Below are 20,061 nucleotides of genomic sequence, written 5' to 3'. Positions count from 1 at the left end.
AAGTCCAAACAAAAGAATATCAATTTTCGGGTCGAATCAGTAAAAAACAAAACCGATTTTAACGGATTGCATAATAATGTTTGCCAGGGTATTTATGTGAATTTTGTGCATAAAAGACTTATTGGAGGAAACTTATTTTGTATAAGTAAATTTATCGATCTATTATTTGAACTATTTCCATTGTACAAAGTTATATTTTATCTTTGCAAAGATAAGAATTATAAAATATGATTATGAAAAAGACAGCTCTTATAACAGGAATAACAGGACAGGACGGCTCCTATCTGGCGGAATTGCTGATTGACAAAGGATACGAGGTGCATGGTTTTCTGCGGCGCTCGTCATCGTTCAACACGGGACGAATTGAACATCTCTACTTAGATGAGTGGGTACGTGACATGAAACAACAGCGGCTGATAAACCTGCATTACGCTGATATGACTGACTCGAGCTCGCTTATAAGGGTGATACAGGCTATACAACCTGATGAGATATACAACCTGGCGGCACAGAGCCATGTGAAGGTGAGCTTTGATGTGCCGGAATACACGGCCGAAACGGATGCGGTGGGTACACTGAGGCTGCTGGAGGCGGTACGAATACTGGGATTAGAGAAGAAGACGCGGATATACCAGGCATCGACCTCGGAGCTGTTCGGACTGGTGCAGGAGGTGCCGCAGAAAGAGACGACGCCTTTCTACCCGCGAAGCCCTTACGGGGTGGCTAAACTGTACGGTTTCTGGATAACGAAGAACTACCGGGAGTCATATGGTATGTTCGCGGTAAACGGGATCCTTTTCAACCACGAGAGTGAACGGCGTGGCGAGACATTCGTGACACGAAAGATAACGATTGCGGTGGCACGTATAGCACAGGGTATGCAAGATAAGTTGTACCTGGGTAACCTTGATGCGAAACGGGACTGGGGCTACGCGAAGGATTACGTAGAGTGTATGTGGCTGATGCTGCAACACGCTGAGCCGGAGGACTTTGTTATTGCCACTGGAGAGATGCACTCGGTGCGCGAGTTCTGTACTCTGGCTTTTGCCGAAGTAGGTATCAATCTGCGATGGGAGGGCTCGGGTATAGATGAAAAAGGTGTGGACAGGAATACCGGCAGAATACTGGTGGAGGTGGATCCTAAATATTTTCGTCCCGCCGAGGTGGAGCAGCTACTTGGGGACCCCACCAAAGCACGTACGATACTGGGATGGAACCCTACCAAAACATCGTTCCCCGATCTTATCAGGAAAATGGTGGAGCATGATATGAGGTTTGTCAGAAAGTTAAAACTTAACTCGACTGTCAAGTAAGATAGGCGATAAGGGTTGTTAATTCGTGCTCTTCTTGCCGGAAAACAATGCCTGATATTCAATTCTCAGAGGTTTATTTTCTATTTGAAAAAGCCTAAATGTAAATTTTACAACGATGAATAAAAATTCGAAAATATATGTCGCGGGACATAGGGGACTGGTGGGTTCGGCTATATGGAAGATTATGCTGGAGAAAGGTTATACAAACCTGACGGGGCGGACACATAAAGAGCTGGACCTGCTGGATGCAGAGGCGGTATCACGGTTCTTCGAGGAGGAGAAGCCGGAATATGTGTTTCTGGCGGCAGCACACGTGGGGGGTATCATCGCCAACAACACCTACCGGGCTGATTTTATATACCAGAACCTGCAAATACAGAACAATGTTATTGGGGAGAGCTGGCGCAACGGGGTGAAGAAACTGCTTTTCCTTGGAAGCACATGCATATACCCGAAAGAGGCGCCTCAGCCAATGACGGAAGATGCGCTGCTGACGGGACCATTGGAATACACCAACGAGCCGTACGCGATAGCTAAAATAGCGGGGCTCAAGATGTGTGAAAGCTTTAACCTGCAACACGGGACCAACTTTATAGCGGTGATGCCTACAAACCTGTATGGGCCGAACGATAACTTCGACCTGGAAAAGAGTCATGTGCTGCCGGCAATGATCCGGAAGATTCATCTTGCGAAATGCCTAATGGAGGGTGACCATGACGAGATACGGAAAGACTTGAACGCGCGACCTGCAGAGGGTGTGCCTGGCAGTGCACCGGATGAGGTGATAACCGCCCTGCTTAACAGGTATGGCATATATGCCGACAGAGTTGAGCTGTGGGGCACAGGGAAGCCGCTACGGGAATTTCTGTGGAGCGAGGAGATGGCAGATGCTTGCGTCTTTATAATGGAGAGGGTTGATTTTGCCGACCTGAAAGGTTCCGGCAGTGAGGTGCGAAACTGCCATATAAATATAGGTACAGGGAAGGAGATCAGCATACGCGACCTGGCATACCTCATCAGGGAGACTGTAGGATACCGGGGTAACATTGTTTTTGATGCTTCTAAACCAGACGGGACGATGCGAAAGCTGACGGATGTCTCGAAGCTGAACAACCTGGGATGGAAGCACTCTATTGAGATTGAAGAGGGGGTGAAAAAGATGTACGACTGGTACCTTAAAGCGACAGCATTGGTTAACTTTGTTATTGAATGAGAACAGTCCGGATATGAACAAAAATGTACGGAATATAATAAAAAACGTTCCGATTTGCGGTCGCGCGCAACCCCCTTGTCTTTGACTAACGCTTCCTATCAACTCATGCATACAGGAACTTTTATCCTGCACGCTTAATACCATGCTCTATATATAAATAAAAAAAGCATTCAATGAATGCTTTTCCGAAAACCTGGAGGGTTTTAATCTGAGCGGAAGACGGGACTCGAACCCGCGACCCCGACCTTGGCAAGGTCGTGCTCTACCAACTGAGCTACTTCCGCAATATATCAATAAACCAATTATTTCTCTTTCTTTACCTTGCCAAGGCCGGTTCCATTTCCTGATTCTTTGGGGCAAGGTCGTGCTCTACCTATCCTGAGCTACTTCCGCTCGCCGCGAAGCTACTGCCGCGATTGAGAGTGCAAAGATAACCTTTAGTTTTATTATCCCAAAATTTTGCTATCGAAATCTACCGGATCAGGGCGCAAATTTTTTCCAAAAAAGCGGCATCAACCATATCGAACGTATCGGGATAATCACTGTCGATATCGAGAACAGCAATTATTTCACCCTCACGCATGACAGGTACAACGATCTCGGAACGGGAAAGGGAGCTACAAGCTATATGCCCCGGAAACAGGGCGACATCGGGCACAATGAGGGTGCGTCCTTCTTTCCATGCTGTACCACATACACCCTTGCCGAAAGCAATGGTTGTGCAGGCTATGGGGCCCTGAAATGGGCCAAGCACCAGATGGCGATCAGATACCCTGTAAAAACCTACCCAGTAAAAGCCAAACACCTCTTTCAGGGCCGCAGAGATATTTGCCATGTTGGCAATAAGATCGGATTCACCCTCTGTGAGCGCCTGCAGCTGAGGAAGGAGCAGAGTGTATTTCTCTTCTTTGGGAGCACCGTGTGGAATATGTAACTCTTCTGACATGACTTTATAATGTGTTTGAAAAAAAGAAATGTTGAGTGTTTAAAAAATCGCGCTGTCCTCACGGACAACGCGACCTCACTAATTAAATTTCTATTAGTTTTATGAAAAAATTAAAAAAATTAAACTGCACAACGTATTGCAATGGTGCAATAGTCTATCGTGCTTGTTCCTGTGCTTCGCGTACCATCTTGGCGTTAGGGAAAATAAATACCTCAACGCGGCGGTTTTGTTCCCTGCCTGATACGGTGCTGTTGTCGGCAACTGGCTGTGTGGAGCCAAAACCCTGCGACATCATACGAGATCCGGAAACACCTTTAGACATTAAATAGTTGTAAACCGACTCGGCGCGGCGCTGTGAAAGCGGATTGTTGATGGCATCGCTACCGGTGCTGTCGGTATGACCATAGATCTTTACATCTGTATCGGGGTTGTTCTGAAGTGAAGTGGCAAACTTATCGAGTGACGCACGGGAAGCGGTGTTGAGTGTGCTTGAGTTGGTAGCGAAAAGAATTCCTGACTCAAATGTGACCTTGATGGCCTCTCCTTCGTTCACCTTCTCTACCTGTGCACCTTCTATCCTCTCCAGTTCGGCGGCCTGTTTATCCATCTTGTTGCCGATTATTGCACCAGCAGAACCTCCGACAACTGCGCCTATACCGGCGCCCCATGCGGCTCCGCGGCCTCCTCCGGCAATGGCTCCAATACCTGCACCTACTGCAGCTCCAGCTCCGGCTCCAATCCCTGTACCTTTAACAGTATTACTGGCTCCACAGCCCGATAATACCAAAGCTCCGCCCAACAGGGCGACAGCAAATAAATTTGAAAAAAACTTCATAGTTAGTTTATGTATTAATGAATTATTAATATGAAATAAAAATATTTATGTCCTTTTTGTCTTTTCGTTTATTCTGTTTATTTCATATTGTATATACTTACTTTTTAAAATAAACTTTTCCGACATTAATCAAACAGATTCAGAGTATCACAGTATGCCAACTCGCCGGCGACTATTGCTTCTATCTGCTCATCGGTATAGTCTCTGATATTATCCTTACGGACATTTTCAAAAATGTACTCCAGCAGCTCGTCTTCATCGATCTCAATTTCAGAGTCTTCATCATCCTCGTTGAGGAATCCCTTCTCTTCATAAAACTCGTAAATAAGATCTACAATGTAATTGATCTCATCATCGGAGAACTCGTTTTTCATCTCTTCCGGAAGAAATTCACGGATGAACTTCAATGAATCGTCCTCGTCATACTCAAGTACTTTGTTTTCCTCGCTCATAATAGTCTTTTTTTTAATAAAGATACTTACTTTAATGTTGAACAAAGATAGAAAAAATAAGTTCACACGTTAGACAACTGAACCACTTTTTTCACTACAATGTTGTTTTTCTCTACATAGTGTGATGCATACGGCTTTTTTAATGTTATGTACATGAAATATGAGTCCTCTCCGAAAACCTCAAACCCAATTTTATTGGTTTTCAACTTATTGAAAATCAATGATCATCTTGTGAAATTTTCAAGAAAAAAGACTTATCGGAGGAGACTCAAATATTAAAAGGTGAAGTGATGGATTGATTGAGGGGGAGGATTAAGCATGAAGGAAATGCAGTAAAAAAGCCCGTAAAAGGTGAGTCTTACGGGCTTTTAGTATCTAAGAGAATTATATTAGCTATCAGCGGCGATAGTTGCGCTTGGCATTCTGTTTTGCCTGTTCGCGCGCCATTTTCTCCTGCTGTTTCTGTGCTTCAGCAAGGCGTGCCATAAATCCCGATTTCTTTTTCGGTTTCTTTTTGTTCTCTTCCAGCTGCGCAAGAATCTTATCTTCGTCGATCACCTGTTTCATGATGGTGGTGATGATAATGGTGATAAGAGTGGAGAGAAAATAGTAGTAGTTGAGTCCTGCAGGATAAGAGTTGAGGAAGAAAAACATGAATATGGACATGAATATAGGCATATACTTCATTCCCTGCATGGACTGCTGCCCGGTATCGGACATGGCCATATTGTATTTGGTGTATATAACGTTTACTACGGTCATAAGGAGACAGAAAATACTGATATGGTTGCCAAGGAAACGTGTTATTAAGGGTATATTACCGCTCCAGGAGATAATGGAGTCATATGTGGATAGGTCATCGGCCCAAAGAAATGCCTGCTGACGAAGTTCAATGGCTGATGGGAAGAAGAAGAAAAGAGCAAGCAGAACAGGCATCTGAATGAGCATAGGAAGACAGCCGCTCATAGGGCTAACCCCTACTCTGCTGTATAGCTCCATGGTTGCCTGCTGACGCTTCATCATCATGTCTTGTTCGTTGCCGGGGTATTTCTTTTCTATCTCATGTATCTGTGGTCGGAGCACCCGCATCTTTGCAGATGACATGAACGACTTGTATGTGAGGGGCAGTGTAACTGCTTTTACCATTAAGGTGAGGATAAGTATTATAAGCCCCATACCCCAATTGAGTGAAAGGAAAAAGTTGAATACGGGTATCACAAACCATTTGTTGACCCAGCTCAACCAGCGATAGCCGAGATATACTACCTCCTCAAGCTGAAGCTTGTCGGCACTGTTTACCACATCCTTGTCGTACTCTTTAAGAGTGTTATAGTGTGCAGGCCCGAAATAGTAGTTGAAGCCTGCAGTTATAAGATCGCTGTCGGTACTCACCACGCAGGGTACCCATGTTTCTGCTTTGTAATCTTTTGTGTAATTAGGGCTATTGCTGAGCATTTCAGAAGTGAGGATGGTGTTGCTGAAAGGTTGCTTGCCTATGATTATGGCAGAAAAATACTGATCCTTGAAAGCAAACCACTTAAGCGGCTCGGAGAGCTCCCTGCGGTCGTTCTTGTTCTCACTCATCTTCTGTACATCCTGTTTGTCGTATTTATAGTGGATGCGTGTGAAACGGTTCTCAAATAGGCGACCTTTCTCCTGCTGTCGTATTTTTTGCTCCCAGTTGATTCTGAAGTTGGTAAGACTTTCAGGATGAAGGCCGGTTTTCATTCCTGCTACACGTATATCGAAATCCATCATGTACTCGCCGGCAGGAAGAGTATAAACAAAATCGATATATTGCTGCGGCGTCTGCTGCAGGCGCATTGTGACAGAACGACCGTCTGCGCTGCGTATGGGGGTAAAGAGCACATCCTCGGTAGAGAGGCGTACACTGTTCCGGTTGAAAAGGTCGAGATTGAAACGTGCTTCATCACCTTCAAACAGATAGAGGCTGTCTTCTGTATATTGAAGGAAATCTTTCAGCTGTAAGGAATAGATGGAACCGCCACGGGGGTTAAGCAGCAATCGTATGTGTTCGTTCTCCAGCATAACTGGTTGCTCATCGGCCTGCGATGAGATTGAGGAAGACGAGAGTGAACCGGCTGTGAGTAGTGAATCGGCTGTGATGGCTTCGTCCCGGGCAATGGATGACGTATCAGTCAAAGCGGGTTGAACTGATGATGTGGCTGAGGCAGCGCTGAAAAAGTCTCCAACGTTGCTGCCCTGGTCCAGGGAAGAGGAGCCGGAGTCTATTTCTGCTGATTTTTTTTCTGCCTCAAGTCTGGCACGCTGTGCCTCCACCAGGGCAGTGGAATCTCGCATGCTCCTTTGTTTTTCCAACTGCTCCCTGCTCGGCCTGTTGTATATGGAAAAGGCTATTATGATGCCGGTAATCAGAAGTAATCCTATAACTGTATTTTTATCCATTTTTTGTGCAACTGCCGCGTAGTAGCGACAATAAATCTCTCTTTTTATTAAGGGTTTATTTCTTCTTTTCGTCCCTGTATGCCGCCGCGGCCTGCATAAAGCTGAGGAACAGCGGGTTGGGCGAGACAACAGTACTATTATACTCAGGATGGAACTGCGTACCAAGGTACCACCGCAAGGCGGGAACCTCTACTACCTCCACCAGGCCGGTATCGGGGTTGACACCGGTACATTTCATTCCTGCCACTTCCAACTGATTCTTATATTCATTGTTAAGCTCGTAACGGTGGCGGTGGCGCTCACTCACTTTCGACTTGCCATAGGCCTTATAAGCCAGCGAGCCTTTCTTCAGCACACAGTCGTAAGCTCCCAGTCGCATCGAGGCTCCCATGTTGGTGATGTGCTTCTGCTCTTCCATGAGGTCTATGATATTGTGCTCGGCCTTAGGATCCATCTCTGTGGAGTTGGCACCTGGCATATTCATCACCGCGCGGGCATATTCTATCACCATGCACTGCATGCCAAGGCAGATACCAAAGGTGGGTATATTGTTCTCACGCGCATAACGCAGAGAAATGAACTTACCCTCGATACCTCGCTGTCCGAACCCGGGGGCAATAATTATGCCATCGGCATCGCGGAGAGTCTCTTCAACATTCTCATCGGTTATCTTCTCTGAGTGGCAGATATCGAATTTCAACCTTCTGTCGTTATAGATGGCTGCCTGAGAAATTGATTCGTTGATGGACTTATAGGCATCGGGCAGCTCGGCATATTTACCTACCAGCTTTATGCATACATCATGCTTCGCGTTTTTCTGCTTCTGAAGAAAAGCAGCCCAGTTTTCCATTGCAGAATCTCCTCCAAGCGGCATGTTCATCTTGCGGAGAACAACCTCGTCCATACCCTGCTTCTGCATCATGAGGGGGACCTCATAGATGGTGGAGACATCTACCGACTGGATAACGGCACCTTGCTCTACGTTACAGAAGAGTGCAACCTTATCGAGAATATCCTTGTTCAGGCGGCGTTCGGTACGAAGCACAAGCATATCGGGCTGTATACCGACCGACTGCAGCTCTTTAACTGAGTGTTGTGTAGGTTTGGTTTTAACCTCTCCGGCAGCAGTGATATATGGCACATAGGTCAGGTGGAGGCAAAAACAATTCCTTCCAAGCTCCCATCGCAGCTGACGCACAGCCTCGAGGAACGGTGTGGACTCTATATCGCCCACGGTACCGCCAATTTCTGTGATTACAAAATCGGATTTGCTCTTTACACCAAGTAGTTTTATGTTCCGCTTTATCTCGTCGGTGATGTGGGGAATGACCTGTACGGTTTTTCCCAGGTAGTCGCCCCTCCGCTCTTTCATTATCACATTCTGATAGATGCGCCCGGTGGTGATGTTGTTGTCCCTGGTTGTCTGTATATTAAGAAAACGTTCGTAATGACCAAGGTCGAGGTCGGCCTCGTGCCCATCGATAGTCACAAAGCATTCACCATGCTCATAGGGATTGAGTGTTCCCGGATCTACATTGATATAGGGATCGAACTTCTGAATGGTCACCTTATATCCCCTTGCCTGTAACAGCTTACCCAGCGATGATGCAATGATTCCTTTTCCCAGTGAAGAAACTACACCACCTGTAACAAAAATGTATTTTGTATCAGCCACGATTGTGAAATATTTTAATCTTTGATTTTTTTCAAAGATGCAAAGGTACAAAAAAATTAGAGATTATATAGCAACAAGGCTCATGTTTTCACAGCGATTAATCCTCCCGGGAAATGCCTGAACAATGGAGTAGTTGTGTGTTGACATGATTACAGCGGTACCGCGGCTAGAGATCTCCTGCAGAAGAGCAATGATCTGACTGCCGGTCTCAGGGTCGAGGTTACCCGTGGGCTCATCGGCCAGGATAAGAGCCGGCGAATTAAGGAGCGCACGCGCAATAACCACACGCTGTTGCTCACCTCCCGACAACTCGTGCGGCATCTTGTAAGCCTTGTTTTGCATACCCACCTGCACCAGCACTTCGTTGACACGGTCTCTTATCTCCTGCCGGTTTTTCCAGCCTGTGGCACGAAGCACAAACTCAAGGTTTTTCTCTACCGTTCGGTCGATAAGCAGTTGAAAATCCTGAAAGACTATTCCAATCCTTCTTCTGAGAAAGGGGATGAGCCTGCGTTTGATAGTTGCAAGCTCATAGTCGAACACCCGGGCACTACCCGACTCGATGGGCAGCTCGGCGTACATGCTCTTCATGAGCGTGCTTTTCCCTGATCCCACCTTACCTATTATGTAAAGAAAATCGCCACGGTTCAACGTGAGATTTATATCGCGGAGAATAACATTCTCCCCCCTGTTAAGCTGTACGTTTGAATAATTTACTAACTGTTCCTGTACCATTAATTTTTTACTGAACCTTTGCATGAATCGATAGGGCTGTAATAATAACACATGCTAAAGTTGAATTATTTGATGAATTGTATCGTAAACGGATATTTCCAGTAGTCGCCATTGTTTGCCTTGACGCTGGCCAGGATCACAAAAACGACGTAAAGAATACCGATGACGACTGCTAAAGGTATTCCAATGAGGGTAATGCATAACACCAAAGCATAGATAACGTAGCTGATCATGAAATTGACCACATTCTTGCCATGGAGATCTACTTTAGCATTCTCCTCTTTGTTGGTAACCCACATGACTACGGGGACGATGAAGCCGGCAAGGGGTACGATAAGCCCCGATAGCTGTGACAGATGCATGAGCATAAGGTAGGTATTCTCCGTAAGGCCGAACAAGGGCCTTCTGCCTGCCTTGCTGAAGACGTTGCCTTCGCTCTTAAGTACTTTTTCTTTTTCACGCTGGTACTCCTCTTCGGTAATACTTCCTTTTTCACGTAATTCGTCGAGAATTTTCAGATCTTCGTACTTCATAGGTTTGATTTTTTTGATTTGTTTTTTTGATTGACTGCCGTTCGTGCCGGCTTTCACTAATCAAGAAGAAGTCTGTCAATAGTCTCTACCATCCGATTAAACTCTTCTTCTTCAAAAAGTCGCGTGAGCATCACAATTTTTCCTTCCCTGTTGATTATAATATTACGGGTTATACCTGCTTCTTTCTCGGCATACAACCCGAATATGTCGGCATTGGGGTCAAAGCCGATAGGATATGTTACCCTGGTGGCTTCAATAAGCTCTTTTATCTTTTCGGCAGGCTCATCACGATCAATACCGTAGAGAGCGAAACCCGGGTTAGCTTTATGACGCTGCCATATACGCGACTCAATATATGGCATCTCCTTGCGGCATACACCACACCAGCTGGCGGTGAACTGCAACATCACCACCTTCCCGCGCAACGAGGAGAGTGTAACGCTGCTGCCATCTGGCAGCTTCATTTCAAAATCGGGAGCCTGGTCTCCCACTTTCACAAGATATTGCCGGTCGGTACCGGCCACTGGCAGCACTGCTCTGTTTGTTGTATCGCCGGCAATAATATTTGTATCGCCTGATCTCTTTTCTGTGGATCTGCCGCACGATGCAAGAAGGGTGAGTGCGAGCAGGCTGAATAGTATCTGTTTAAACATGCTGTAATTTTTAAAATTTGTACCCATCCTAAATCACATAGAGGGTTGTTGATATTATTTTCGCTATCGGTGATACTTCCATTTTTAAGATCATATAAACTCTATGAGCTGAATCTACTGATATAACCTCCAGTAAGCAGGTGACGGGTGCAACCCATATCAGGAGGTTTTTTGTTGAATCAACTGATATGACCGCCGATGATGCTACCCCTTAAGATCATATAAGCTTAAAGGGTTAAATCAACTACAAAGATATGTTTTTTCTCTTTCTTTTCCTTATCCTCAGTAAAATAATTGCTACTGCCATAGCTACCAGAGAACCAAGTATATCTGCAATCCAGTCTCCCCACTCAGCGCTTCGCGATGTAAATATATATTTCTGCATAAGTTCGATTGTGCCACCGTAAATCACCGGTAAAATAAATCCCCAGAAAACCCAGCGTAAAACAAGAGGGTTGCCGTTGCACATTTTGTAATAATCGTAGAGAGAGACAGCCGATAGCAGGAAAAACATCCCGAAGTGGGCAAACTTATCCCATTGAATACCATGCGGCATATCGGGGATGCTGCCGGGACCCAGAATGCAGGTCGCGATGAAAATAACAAGGCCGACCAGAGACGGGATTATTGTGTATCGGAGCAAGGTGCGCATCAATTTATAATTTTAACATTAGCCACAAAGATAATATCAATCACATAATTTAGCACAATTAAGGTCGCGAAAATTTGAACAACTTGCATATTTGTTGCTTTTGACAATGAATTTTCAGATGTGTTATGATAACAGCAATGGTATTGCCTGTGCCAGACTTGTCTTCTATTTCAATCACTTGACGGAAATATTATCGCAATGGTTTTATCGAAGCCGGCTTGCTGTATGCTTGTTGAATGGATAAAGCGAAAGTTGAATAAATATATTTTTTTTTGAGAATAACGCCTGTTCCTTTAGCCTATTTATAAACATATAACGAAAAGAAGAATATATTCTCGCAAAAAATTTGTTCCTTTGCTACAAAATCATAGGAAGATAACATATTAACAGGTATCATTATAAATATGAGAAAAAGTATTCTTTTTGTGCTGCTTGCTCTTACAGTGATGCACACTTCAGCACAAAATCAGGCAGATGATAAAAACCGGCGCTACTTCGATATCAACAAAAACATTGATATTTTCAATTCTGTGCTGCGGGAGCTGGACATGTTCTACGTTGACAGCATTGAGGTTGACAAACTGATACAGGGCACTATAGTGAATATGCTTGCCAGGCTTGATCCATATACCGAGTACTATCCTGAAGAGAGCATGGGGGACCTGAAGTTTCTTACCACGGGAGAATATGCCGGTATAGGTGCCATTATATCATATAACAACGGACAAGTGGTTATCAATGAACCCTACGAAGGGCTCCCGGCAGATAAAGCGGGACTTAAAGCGGGCGATGCTATCCTGGAGATTGATGGTGATGATATGCGCAAAGCCAATGTAAAAGAGGTGAGCGAAAGGTTAAAAGGCACACCCGGAACTACCTTGAAGCTGAAGATCAAGCGCCCGGGTGAGAAGAGTGAACGAACATTGACCATCTTTCGCGAAAAGATTGAGATGGATCCTGTTACTTACGCAGGAGTGATGAATGACAGTATAGGGTACTTTCATTTCGGCAGCTTCACAACTAAAAGTTCAGAACGTGTAAAGGAGACGGTTACCGATCTGAAGAACAAGGGGGCCAAATCGCTTATCATGGATCTCCGCGGAAACGGGGGTGGAATACTTGATGAGGCAGTGAACGTGGTAAACCTGTTTGTGCCGAAAGGTGAAGAGATTGTAGCGACGAAAGGCAAAGTGAAACAATGGGACAGAGTATATTATACACAGAATCAGTCGCTGGATGAGATTATACCCATTGTGGTGCTTATAGACACGGGATCGGCTTCAGCATCGGAGATCGTGGCAGGGGGATTACAAGACCTGGACAGAGCTGTTGTAGTGGGTAATCGTTCTTTTGGAAAAGGGCTGGTGCAGACCCCGCGAGACCTTCCCTATGGCGGAAACATTAAAATCACCACATCGAAGTATTACATACCAAGCGGACGATGCATTCAGGCTCTGGATTACTCGCACCGTAACCCGGATGGCAGTGTGGCAAGGGTGCCCGATTCACTGACTAACGTGTTTAAGACAAGGAGCGGCCGCCACGTGCGTGACGGGGGCGGTATAACGCCCGACATTACTCTACCTCAGGAGTCGGGGGGGACCATTGCCTATTACCTGATGACACAGAACATTATTTTCGACTATGTAACAGAATGGGTTCAGAAAAACAAGGAGATTGCTCCACCCGCACAGTTTAGAATATCTGATACGGACTATGAGTCGTTTAAACAGTTCGTGAAGTCCAGGAATTTCGAGTACGATAAGATAAGTGAACAGTCGCTGAAACAACTGAAGAGTGTGATGGAGTTCGAAGGTTATCTGAATGTAGCGTCTGATGAGTTCAAGGCGCTGGAGGCTAAGTTGCACCCTAACCTGGACAACGACCTGGAGCTTTTTAAGGGTGATATAAAATCGATGATCGAATCGGAAATAGTGCAGCGTTATTACTATAAGAAGGGGGTACTTCTCCACCAGCTTTCAAGAGATAAGGTGTTCGAAAAAGCTGTGGAGGTGCTGAAGGACCGGGATATGTACCAGTCGGCGCTTAAGCCTTTGCCCGCTAATGTACCTCCTGCAAAAGAGATAAAGGAGAAGCTGAAAAATCAATACTCTTAAAGCTTAGATTGAGGTATTCCATGCTCCGCCTTTGAGCTTTCAGATTGTCGAGTATCTCCTGTTCGGTTTCTTTATTGAGTTATGCCATATTCTACCTTTAAGTATCTTATAATTTGATATTTAAAATGTTTACGCTGATGTTTGTTGTACGCCTGTTAATGGCGACCATTGCCGGGGGTGCTGTAGGCCTGGAACGGGAGACGAGCAATAAAAGCGCAGGCCTAAGGACAAACACACTTGTGGCAGTGGGTGCATGTATTTATGTGCTTATTGCCGGTCGGGTGATTGAGGGTTCGGATGGCGATCCAACGCGTATAGTGGGACAAATAGTGACCGGAATAGGATTTCTTGGTGCCGGGGTAATCCTGCATAGGGGCACGAATGTGCGGGGGCTGACCACTGCCGCTACAGTCTGGTGCAGCGCTGCACTGGGCTGCCTTGCCGGGTTCGGGATGTACTGGGAGCTGGCGGTCTCCACGGCAATGGTGATTTTGATAAATCTCTCTTTTAAAAAGATGGACAAGTGGTTTATAAAGGATCGCAAAGAGAAGAAGCAGGGCGGTAATGAGGACTTTGAGTAAACAATGGCCGTTACCTGAATTCAGGGTTACTCTACATTTGCGATGATAATTCCGGTACATACCGCTTGTGAAGCACAGTAGTCACTGAGCGTTTTAGTGTCTATAACTACTTTTTTTTGTGCCGAGGAGGCATGAATAAAGGTAAGTCTCTCTTCTTCCTGATAGGCGAAGCCCGTGTGGGTTACATCAAGGCCGTTTATAGAGGTAGTAAAAGCAATAACCGACATATGGGGGATTAATGGTGCCGTGATGGCGATATTTGCTTTTGGAAGATAATTGAATCCCCCCCTGTCACTGATATCTTTTTCTATTGCCGCCATCTCTGTGAGCATAGTGTCATTGGACTTCAACTGACGGTATGACTCACGGTTTGAGGTCATGAAATTGATGGTTTTCTCCAAGCGTACACCACCCAGCTCCGCGGAGATATTCTTAAGTATTCCCTTTGTTTCGTTGTGGTATAACCAGTCTGTTGTGTAATGCAAACGCGAGGGATACCCCTCCACTTTTCCCTCTCTGTAACGAATACGCTGCAACTCGTTAAGGAATGTATCGAAAGCGGGGTATCCGGAACGGACGGCACGGGTTAGCGCAATAACTGTCTCAACATAGGTGGTGCAGTCGAATAGGCGCAGATTGGCCACCAGTACCTCTTCATCGTTTATTTCCAATGTATGGGCAGCATAAGGTTTATCGAGAAAGAAAGCAGCTGTCTTTTCCAGCAACTTACCGGTAGGCTGTGTCTGCCAGGGAGCGATATATGAGATGTATTCATGAAATATTTTCACATCCTCAGGTGTATAAAAGGCCTTCGGCTGTGCTGAGACTGCTCCGGCAGACAAAATTATTGCGAGGGTTATACAGATCGTCTTCATTGATTACCGGCTTGTCATTTCGTCACCATTTTGTTACCATTTATTCATTTTCTTTATTCGCTTTTCGTCCTCCTTGCGCCACTTTTCATTCTGTTTCCTGATTTTTTTATCCCTTTTTTCCCACTCCTTCATTTCTTTCTTCTCCTGTTTGTAGATCTCCTTGTTCCGTTTTTCAATCTGCTTATTTATCTTTTTCACCTCCTTGTGAGAAACAGGACCGTATATTACCACTCCGTTGTCGAAAATAACACCGCTACGCCGGGCGATAACCGGATCGCGATGTCGTCCATAGTCGTAGAAGATATTTCTCCAGTAGCGGTTTTTATCTCTCATCATGTTTTTCATCCGGTGAAAACCGGCAGAACCGGGCTTTATGCCGTAACTCTGTGCCAATACACCCCATCCGTTACCTTGCGGATAGCGGTGATAATGACTTACGATATCCCTTACCGGTACTCCTAAAAAGCTACTGAACTCAAGTCCCAGCAACACGTTGCCCCAGTTGTTCCCGAAGCTGCCGTAAAGCTCTATCAGAGTGTTACGGGGCACACCATAGTGATACTCATAAAGTGCAACTATCTGGTTGTTGCTATATGAGTTGGAGTAGCTTCTTATATCTACTGCAAACTGCCTGAAGTCTGCCTGTGCCATCAGAGTTACAGATATCATCATTATAGCTAAAGCAGTTATTATCTTTTTCATAATTCTAAGTTTTAGGATTTCTTTTTCTTCTTTTATTACTGCTTTGATGGTTTCTTCTGGAAAAAGTTTAAAAAAGGGTTGAGCCAAGTTAGCAAAACAGGCGGAATTATTATAGTGGTTTACCGGCTTTGGCAAGCAGAAAAGCATCCATTATGGTTATCGCTGCCATGGCTTCAACAATGGGGACGGCACGTGGCAATACACATGGATCGTGCCTTCCGCGGGCTTTGATAATGGTGTCGTGCCCATGAATATCAACTGTCTCCTGCTCTCTCAGGATAGTGGATACCGGTTTGAAGGCGACACGAAAGTAGATATCTTGCCCGTTGGAGATACCCGCCTGGATGCCACCCGAGTGGTTGGTACGGGTATTTATTTTGCCGTTGTCGTTGAAGAATACATCATTCACTTCGGAACCGCGACGGGAAACATTGAACCCGGTGCCATATTCGAATCCCTTGACAGCGTTAATGCTTAGCATTGCCGATCCGAGCATGGCATGAAGCTTACCGAAAACCGGTTCGCCCAAGCCGGCAGGTGTACCTCTGACTACGCAGGTGATTATACCACCTATGGTATCGCCCTGGTTTCGTACCTCCTGAATGAGCCTGATCATCTCTTCAGCTTTTGACTGATCGGGACAACGCATCATATTATCTTCAACACGAGTGAGGTCGTATTTGGTATAGTCGTTCTCAAGAGCGATATCTCCCACCTGTGAGGAATAAGCAATAATACCGATATCATACTGCCTGAGCCAGAGCCTGGCTACGGCACCAGCAACGATGCGGGCGACAGTCTCCCGGGCTGAGGAACGACCTCCGCCACGGTAGTCGCGAATACCATATTTCTGCTGGTAGGTAAAATCGGCGTGCGACGGGCGAAAAGCATCTTTAATATTATCGTAGTCTGACGACTGCTGGTTTTCGTTACGCACGATGAACCCGATGGGTGCCCCTGTGGTTATGTTGTTGAATACTCCTGAAAGAAATTCAACCCTGTCGGGCTCCTTGCGGGGAGTGGTTATACGCGACTGTCCCGGCCGCCTTCTGTCGAGCTCTGACTGTATAAAATCCATATCCAGCTCCAGTCCCGGCGGACAACCGTCTATCACACCTCCTACGGCGGGACCGTGCGATTCGCCAAACGATGTTAACCTGTATATTGTTCCGAATGTGTTCATATCATTATTTTTTATGATGTATGTAACTAATCATAATTACTCAACCACCTCTACGCTTTCACGCTCCTGTTCCAGCCCTGTCTCCTGCCCCTGCCCTTTTTCACGTTCATTCTCGTGCTTATGCCCGGGATCTTTCTCCCATACCTGCCCCTGCTCACGCGTTTTCTCCCTCTCCTTATCCCGGTTTTGCTTCTCTCTCAGGGAGGAAAGAATGGTTTCGCCGAATCCCCCCAAGCTCTGTATTGAGTTCATGATTGAGGCGTTGGCCATGTCGTTGTGATAATCTTCAACAGACGCCGACTGCACCGGGTAGAGCAGTATGAAGTTGCAGTTCTTGAAATTCTTGTTGATATAATCGGGAATATTCCGCATGGTATAATCGTACGATACCTTCCGCAAGCGACTCATAACTATTACCAGCCCTTCATCCTTTCCAACCTCACTGGTGAGACTCAGAAAATTGCGCCAATCGCTGAACTCACTAAAGTCGGCATTAATAGGATGCACCTTGTGTACATATCTTAGAATTTCAAGTATATCGCTGTTGCCATAGAATGTGAATCTGGCACCCGAGTTACGCCCCAAATTCCATATCTTTGATAGCCAGAGAGGGAAACCAATCTCCTTGTCGGCGTCAGGCGGAATTATTACCAGCCGTCTTCTGACAGTGGAAAGGGGCTGTAGAGCTTTATAAACAAAAAGGGTGGACTGACACTTGTTGAGTACACCTTCGACAAGGTTACCCAGGAAAGACTTAGATATCTCCTGTTCCTGATGAAGGCCCATCACAATATCGGTTATGGCGTATTTTTTAACCACGCCCAGAATTCCGTTAAGGATGTTCATATCGTAACGGCGCAGGGGCTGAATCACCGTTTCGGCTCCTGCGCCAAGCTTTACAGCCTCCTCCAGCAGCTTGTGTGATTCTTTCTCGACATGAAGGGTGGTCTCGGAACTTTTAATAATGTTAAGGGCATAGAGGTTCCGAGTGTTGGTTTTCGATTTGAGCACAAGGCTCAGATCGATAAGATCTTTGAGAGTGTCTTTGTTGGCGACCGGGATAAGTATCCTCTCCTCGCGGTTGGCCTCATTCTCATTTTCCATCCCTTCGGAGAAGCTTACTTCCACCGCACCCTTCTGTGCACGGAACGAAGCTACGGTACAGGTGACCAGGATCATGACAATGGTTCCGTTGAGGATACTATCATCGAGCAGTCCCACACGATGCCCGACCATTACAGCCGCAAGAGTGGCGGCTGCCTGTGCGTTGCTGAGGCCAAAGATGAGCATTCTCTCGGCATTGGAATAGCCAAATAATTTCTGTGTAATAAGCGCTGCCAGGTATTTAGCCAGCATTGCTACTGCAGTCATTATGACAGCCACTTTAACGGTCTCCCACCCCGAGACGAAAGCGTGGTAGTCGATAAGCATACCTACGCTGATAAGAAAGATGGGGATAAAGATGGCGTTACCCACAAAATCTATCCTGTTCATCAGAGAGGAGACGTTTGGCACAAGCCTGTTCATGGAAAGCCCGGCAAGAAAAGCGCCTATAATAGCCTCGATTCCCGCCAGTTCGGCGAGGAAACCTCCCATGAATATTATGGTCATGACGAAGATAAACTGAGAAGTGCTATCCTGAAACTTCTTGAAGAACAACCTTCCTATAAAAGGAAAAAGGAAGATGACAATCAGCACGAAAACCGTCATTGATATTGTCATCTTTGTCCAAAATGCAGGTGTCACCTCTCCGCGGTTCATAGCAACAATAACAGCCAGCACTAATAGCGCAAGGGTATCGGTAATCATCGTACCCCCTATGGCGACAGTTACAGCCCTGTTCTTGCCTGCTCCAAGTTTACTTATAATGGGGTATGCCACAAGCGTGTGGGAGGCGAACATACTTGCCAGGAGAATGGCAGAGATGAGCTGCATATTAAGCAGATAGATGCCTGCAAAAGTTCCTATGAGCATTGGGATGGAGAAGGTTAGTAATCCGAACACAAGGCTCTTTGAGCTGTTTTTCCTAAACTCTGCTGCATCAATCTCGATGCCTGCTAGGAACATGATATAGAGCAGTCCGGCATTACCCAGCATTATCATGTTGCTGTCACGCAGCATAAGTCCTATTCCATAAGGACCGATTACAGCACCGGCAATAATGAGCCCTATAAGCGAAGGTATCCTGATCTTGTTGAAAAGTATGGGTGCGAACAGTACTATGACGAACAAAATAAGAAACTGAACCGTAGGGTTGGCTATAGGCAATGAAATATTGAGTGCAGATAACATTGAGAACTATACATATTTGTCCCGTTTCCGGACTGTGAAATCGGGAATGATTAATTTCGCAGTATAACAGACTGCGTTTAAAAACGGTTTTCAGCAGTTGCCGCAACCGCCAGAGCTGCAGTTGCCGTCGTCTTCACCACAACTGCCAGAGCCGCAGTTACCGTCGTCTTCACCGCAACCGCAACCGCAACCGCCGCAGCCTCCCGAGAAAAGAGCCGCGATCTCTTCGGCAGAGGCTTCGCGAACATTTCTCACCATGCCGTCGAAATGCATGGTCTCTCCAGCAAGCGGGTGATTGAAATCCATAACCACAGCATCGTCACCAATGGATACCACAGAGCCCATAAGCCTGTTGCCTGATGAATCCATCATCGGTACCGAATTGCCTTCGAAGATTACCTCATCATCTATCTTGCCGTTTATCTCGAAGATGTTTTTGGACAGCTCAACCACTTTAGCATCGTCATAGTCTCCATATGCCTCTTCAGGCCTCAGCTTAAAGGAGAATGAATCACCCTCGGAAAGGCCTTCAATACCGCGTTCGAATGCTTCGAGCATTGAGTTGGTCCCGAAGATGAATTCAAGAGGCTGCTCAACGGTAGCCTGTTCCATCAGTTCACGCTCATCTCCATCACCCACATTCAGATCGTAGGTGAGGGTAACGTATTTATTTTCTGAAATTTTCATTTAAATATTTTTTGAATTGTAATTAAAATTAATGCTTCGTTAAAACTTCATTTATAATACTGACAGTCAACGATTTATGTCAGATCCTCAAGGAGTGTCATACTCTATTGATATTCAGTGAATTATAAGAACTATTTAAAAAAAATACCGAAGTATTGTAAAATACTATCTGGTAACAACTGTAAGTTTT

General features: G+C 45.6%; 18 protein-coding genes and 1 tRNA gene. 4 read left to right on the top strand and 15 right to left on the bottom strand.

Features of this window, described 5'->3' with window-relative positions; all coding sequences use genetic code 11:
• The first annotated feature begins 233 nt into the window (after nt 1–233).
• Nucleotides 234–1,313, top strand: a complete 1,080-nt coding sequence (gmd, locus tag KDN43_RS10225) for a GDP-mannose 4,6-dehydratase (protein WP_238865914.1) — start codon at nt 234–236, stop codon at nt 1,311–1,313.
• Between the two features lie 115 nt (nt 1,314–1,428).
• Nucleotides 1,429–2,526, top strand: coding sequence for a GDP-L-fucose synthase family protein (locus tag KDN43_RS10220; protein WP_238865912.1), 1,098 nt, complete (start codon nt 1,429–1,431; stop codon nt 2,524–2,526).
• A gap of 211 nt (nt 2,527–2,737) precedes the next feature.
• Here KDN43_RS10220 and KDN43_RS10215 read toward each other — a convergent pair.
• The 10 genes from KDN43_RS10215 to KDN43_RS10170 form a co-directional block, all read right to left on the bottom strand.
• Nucleotides 2,738–2,810: transfer RNA gene (locus tag KDN43_RS10215), tRNA-Gly, on the bottom strand.
• Nucleotides 2,811–2,998: 188 nt separating this feature from the next.
• Nucleotides 2,999–3,472 carry a GAF domain-containing protein gene (locus KDN43_RS10210; protein ID WP_238865910.1) on the bottom strand — a complete coding sequence of 158 codons (474 nt, stop codon included), beginning with the start codon at nt 3,470–3,472 and terminating at the stop codon, nt 2,999–3,001.
• A gap of 154 nt (nt 3,473–3,626) precedes the next feature.
• Nucleotides 3,627–4,307 carry an OmpA family protein gene (locus KDN43_RS10205; RefSeq protein WP_238865908.1) on the bottom strand — a complete coding sequence of 227 codons (681 nt, stop codon included), beginning with the start codon at nt 4,305–4,307 and terminating at the stop codon, nt 3,627–3,629.
• A 125-nt stretch (nt 4,308–4,432) separates the two neighbouring features.
• Nucleotides 4,433–4,759: a hypothetical protein gene (locus KDN43_RS10200; protein WP_238865906.1), complete on the bottom strand. Its 327-nt coding sequence runs from the start codon at nt 4,757–4,759 to the stop codon at nt 4,433–4,435.
• Between the two features lie 396 nt (nt 4,760–5,155).
• A complete protein-coding gene (gene yidC / locus KDN43_RS10195) occupies nt 5,156–7,186 on the bottom strand; it encodes a membrane protein insertase YidC (protein ID WP_238865904.1) in 2,031 nt (676 codons plus the stop codon).
• A gap of 55 nt (nt 7,187–7,241) precedes the next feature.
• Complete coding sequence (locus tag KDN43_RS10190; protein WP_238865901.1) at nt 7,242–8,861, bottom strand: CTP synthase; 1,620 nt, start codon at nt 8,859–8,861, stop codon at nt 7,242–7,244.
• A gap of 63 nt (nt 8,862–8,924) precedes the next feature.
• On the bottom strand, nt 8,925–9,596 hold the full coding sequence (locus KDN43_RS10185) for a cell division ATP-binding protein FtsE (RefSeq protein ID WP_238865899.1): 672 nt from the start codon (nt 9,594–9,596) through the stop codon (nt 8,925–8,927).
• A 65-nt stretch (nt 9,597–9,661) separates the two neighbouring features.
• The gene (locus tag KDN43_RS10180) at nt 9,662–10,129 is read right to left on the bottom strand and encodes a DUF4870 domain-containing protein (RefSeq protein WP_238865897.1); all 468 of its coding nucleotides are present in this window, start codon (nt 10,127–10,129) and stop codon (nt 9,662–9,664) included.
• A 56-nt stretch (nt 10,130–10,185) separates the two neighbouring features.
• Entirely contained in the window at nt 10,186–10,782 is a 597-nt protein-coding gene (locus tag KDN43_RS10175; RefSeq protein ID WP_238865895.1) for a TlpA family protein disulfide reductase, read from the bottom strand.
• A 244-nt stretch (nt 10,783–11,026) separates the two neighbouring features.
• A complete protein-coding gene (locus tag KDN43_RS10170) occupies nt 11,027–11,434 on the bottom strand; it encodes a VanZ family protein (protein ID WP_238865893.1) in 408 nt (135 codons plus the stop codon).
• Nucleotides 11,435–11,838: 404 nt separating this feature from the next.
• On the opposite strand from KDN43_RS10170, the gene KDN43_RS10165 reads away from it, so the two are divergent.
• Complete coding sequence (locus KDN43_RS10165; RefSeq protein WP_238865891.1) at nt 11,839–13,551, top strand: S41 family peptidase; 1,713 nt, start codon at nt 11,839–11,841, stop codon at nt 13,549–13,551.
• Between the two features lie 137 nt (nt 13,552–13,688).
• Nucleotides 13,689–14,132, top strand: a complete 444-nt coding sequence (locus tag KDN43_RS10160) for an MgtC/SapB family protein (RefSeq protein ID WP_238865888.1) — start codon at nt 13,689–13,691, stop codon at nt 14,130–14,132.
• A 26-nt stretch (nt 14,133–14,158) separates the two neighbouring features.
• Here the strand turns inward: KDN43_RS10160 and KDN43_RS10155 are convergent, their stop codons facing one another.
• The 5 genes from KDN43_RS10155 to KDN43_RS10135 form a co-directional block, all read right to left on the bottom strand.
• Nucleotides 14,159–15,007: an N-acetylmuramoyl-L-alanine amidase-like domain-containing protein gene (locus tag KDN43_RS10155; RefSeq protein ID WP_238865886.1), complete on the bottom strand. Its 849-nt coding sequence runs from the start codon at nt 15,005–15,007 to the stop codon at nt 14,159–14,161.
• A gap of 33 nt (nt 15,008–15,040) precedes the next feature.
• Nucleotides 15,041–15,709, bottom strand: a complete 669-nt coding sequence (locus tag KDN43_RS10150) for a hypothetical protein (protein WP_238865885.1) — start codon at nt 15,707–15,709, stop codon at nt 15,041–15,043.
• Between the two features lie 109 nt (nt 15,710–15,818).
• A complete protein-coding gene (gene aroC / locus KDN43_RS10145) occupies nt 15,819–16,892 on the bottom strand; it encodes a chorismate synthase (RefSeq protein WP_238865883.1) in 1,074 nt (357 codons plus the stop codon).
• Between the two features lie 36 nt (nt 16,893–16,928).
• Complete coding sequence (locus KDN43_RS10140; protein ID WP_238865882.1) at nt 16,929–19,184, bottom strand: cation:proton antiporter; 2,256 nt, start codon at nt 19,182–19,184, stop codon at nt 16,929–16,931.
• A 90-nt stretch (nt 19,185–19,274) separates the two neighbouring features.
• Nucleotides 19,275–19,871 (bottom strand): FKBP-type peptidyl-prolyl cis-trans isomerase, encoded by a 597-nt coding sequence (locus KDN43_RS10135; RefSeq protein WP_238865880.1) that lies wholly within the window; start codon nt 19,869–19,871, stop codon nt 19,275–19,277.
• Nucleotides 19,872–20,061 lie beyond the last annotated feature (190 nt).

It is taken from the genome of Proteiniphilum propionicum (assembly GCF_022267555.1).
In the GTDB taxonomy this organism is placed as follows: domain Bacteria; phylum Bacteroidota; class Bacteroidia; order Bacteroidales; family Dysgonomonadaceae; genus Proteiniphilum; species Proteiniphilum propionicum.
This window is presented reverse-complemented; position numbering and strand designations above follow the sequence as displayed.

Excerpts from the sequence above, each read along its gene's own strand:
- gmd (WP_238865914.1), top strand. The coding sequence starts at position 234 with ATGAAAAAGACAGCTCTTATAACAGGAATAACAGGACAGGACGGCTCC.
- KDN43_RS10220 (WP_238865912.1), top strand. The coding sequence starts at position 1,429 with ATGAATAAAAATTCGAAAATATATGTCGCGGGACATAGGGGACTGGTG.
- KDN43_RS10210 (WP_238865910.1), bottom strand. The coding sequence starts at position 3,472 with ATGTCAGAAGAGTTACATATTCCACACGGTGCTCCCAAAGAAGAGAAA.
- KDN43_RS10205 (WP_238865908.1), bottom strand. The coding sequence starts at position 4,307 with ATGAAGTTTTTTTCAAATTTATTTGCTGTCGCCCTGTTGGGCGGAGCT.
- KDN43_RS10200 (WP_238865906.1), bottom strand. The coding sequence starts at position 4,759 with ATGAGCGAGGAAAACAAAGTACTTGAGTATGACGAGGACGATTCATTG.
- yidC (WP_238865904.1), bottom strand. The coding sequence starts at position 7,186 with ATGGATAAAAATACAGTTATAGGATTACTTCTGATTACCGGCATCATA.
- KDN43_RS10185 (WP_238865899.1), bottom strand. The coding sequence starts at position 9,596 with ATGGTACAGGAACAGTTAGTAAATTATTCAAACGTACAGCTTAACAGG.
- KDN43_RS10180 (WP_238865897.1), bottom strand. The coding sequence starts at position 10,129 with ATGAAGTACGAAGATCTGAAAATTCTCGACGAATTACGTGAAAAAGGA.
- KDN43_RS10175 (WP_238865895.1), bottom strand. The coding sequence starts at position 10,782 with ATGTTTAAACAGATACTATTCAGCCTGCTCGCACTCACCCTTCTTGCA.
- KDN43_RS10170 (WP_238865893.1), bottom strand. The coding sequence starts at position 11,434 with ATGCGCACCTTGCTCCGATACACAATAATCCCGTCTCTGGTCGGCCTT.
- KDN43_RS10165 (WP_238865891.1), top strand. The coding sequence starts at position 11,839 with ATGAGAAAAAGTATTCTTTTTGTGCTGCTTGCTCTTACAGTGATGCAC.
- KDN43_RS10160 (WP_238865888.1), top strand. The coding sequence starts at position 13,689 with ATGTTTGTTGTACGCCTGTTAATGGCGACCATTGCCGGGGGTGCTGTA.
- KDN43_RS10155 (WP_238865886.1), bottom strand. The coding sequence starts at position 15,007 with ATGAAGACGATCTGTATAACCCTCGCAATAATTTTGTCTGCCGGAGCA.
- KDN43_RS10150 (WP_238865885.1), bottom strand. The coding sequence starts at position 15,709 with ATGAAAAAGATAATAACTGCTTTAGCTATAATGATGATATCTGTAACT.
- aroC (WP_238865883.1), bottom strand. The coding sequence starts at position 16,892 with ATGAACACATTCGGAACAATATACAGGTTAACATCGTTTGGCGAATCG.
- KDN43_RS10140 (WP_238865882.1), bottom strand. The coding sequence starts at position 19,184 with ATGTTATCTGCACTCAATATTTCATTGCCTATAGCCAACCCTACGGTT.
- KDN43_RS10135 (WP_238865880.1), bottom strand. The coding sequence starts at position 19,871 with ATGAAAATTTCAGAAAATAAATACGTTACCCTCACCTACGATCTGAAT.